Annotated in this window: 3 protein-coding genes and 1 pseudogene; 3 read left to right on the top strand and 1 reads right to left on the bottom strand. The window is 38.2% G+C overall.

Annotation, left to right across the window (positions count from 1 at the left end):
• Positions 1-223: 223 nt before the first annotated feature.
• From A5N85_RS18070 to A5N85_RS15940, 3 genes and pseudogenes are all read left to right on the top strand, one after another.
• Positions 224-295: pseudogene (locus A5N85_RS18070) on the top strand (hypothetical protein); the annotation flags it as partial.
• A 104-nt stretch (positions 296-399) separates the two neighbouring features.
• Positions 400-579, top strand: coding sequence for an IS630 transposase-related protein (locus A5N85_RS18065; protein WP_249023998.1), 180 nt, complete (start codon positions 400-402; stop codon positions 577-579).
• Positions 579-746 (top strand): hypothetical protein, encoded by a 168-nt coding sequence (locus A5N85_RS15940; RefSeq protein WP_169818700.1) that lies wholly within the window; start codon positions 579-581, stop codon positions 744-746. Before A5N85_RS18065 ends, A5N85_RS15940 begins: the two co-directional genes overlap by 1 nt.
• On the opposite strand, the gene A5N85_RS17435 is transcribed toward A5N85_RS15940, so the two are convergent.
• Positions 705-904, bottom strand: a 200-nt coding sequence (locus A5N85_RS17435; RefSeq protein ID WP_346243184.1) for a transposase, incomplete at its 5' end; no start/stop codon positions are given. The genes A5N85_RS15940 and A5N85_RS17435 overlap by 42 nt on opposite strands.

The raw sequence follows: 904 nt of genomic DNA, 5'->3' as shown, positions 1-904 counted from the left end.
GTAGTCATTCGGGATAAGCTTTGACATCTGCTTTCAGAAGCTCGATTATCTTATTTTTAGGAGTTTAAATACGCGTTTCTTACGTTCAGGATTCTTCTTCCAACGTTGTATGGTTGTTCGGCTGAGTTATATAGTCAAATCAACTTAGAATCCAAATCTATCCAAAAGCAGATATAAAGAACAACTTGTAGTAGAATTATCAAAAACAAACTGAGCATATCCTATGACCTACTGCAGCCAATTCCGACAGAAAATTCTTAACGATATTGCTAATGGAGAAACTTGGCGCGCTGTTGCAAAGCGCTACAAGATCAGCAAATTCACCGTCTATAGCTGGATTAAAATCCCCATCCTAAAGGCTTTACTGAGCGTAAGCCCTCAAAGATTGATGATGAAGCCTTGCTTAAGGATATTGAGCAGTATCCTGATGATTACCAATGGGAAAGCGCTAGACGTTTTAATTGCTCGCAATCAGCGATTTGTTATGCTCTAAAGCGACTAAAGATAACGCATAAAAAAAGATTAACCAACATCCAAAAACCGACACAGAGAAAAGAGAGCACTTTCAAGAACAAATAGTGGATAAGACCGCTCAAGACAAACCGATAGTCTATCTTGATGAATGTGGTTTTAAAGCCTTTGCTCATAGACCTTATGGCTACAGCACAAAAGGACAAATTTGTCATGGAAGTGATATAGTGCAATCATCTAAAACTCAACCCAATCCAAAGCAGATAAAAGAATAAAGTATCAATACAATCCATCCGCCATTCTTTGCGGATTTGCTTAATCCAAGCCCACATCTTTTCAATAGGATTTAAGTCTGGACTATAAGGGGGTAACCAAACTATCTCATGCCCATGCTCTTCAATGATTGCTTGAATATCACTGCGTTTATRGAAAG

Source organism: Suttonella ornithocola, assembly GCF_001889065.1.
Lineage (GTDB): Bacteria > Pseudomonadota > Gammaproteobacteria > Cardiobacteriales > Cardiobacteriaceae > Suttonella_A > Suttonella_A ornithocola.
This window is presented reverse-complemented; position numbering and strand designations above follow the sequence as displayed.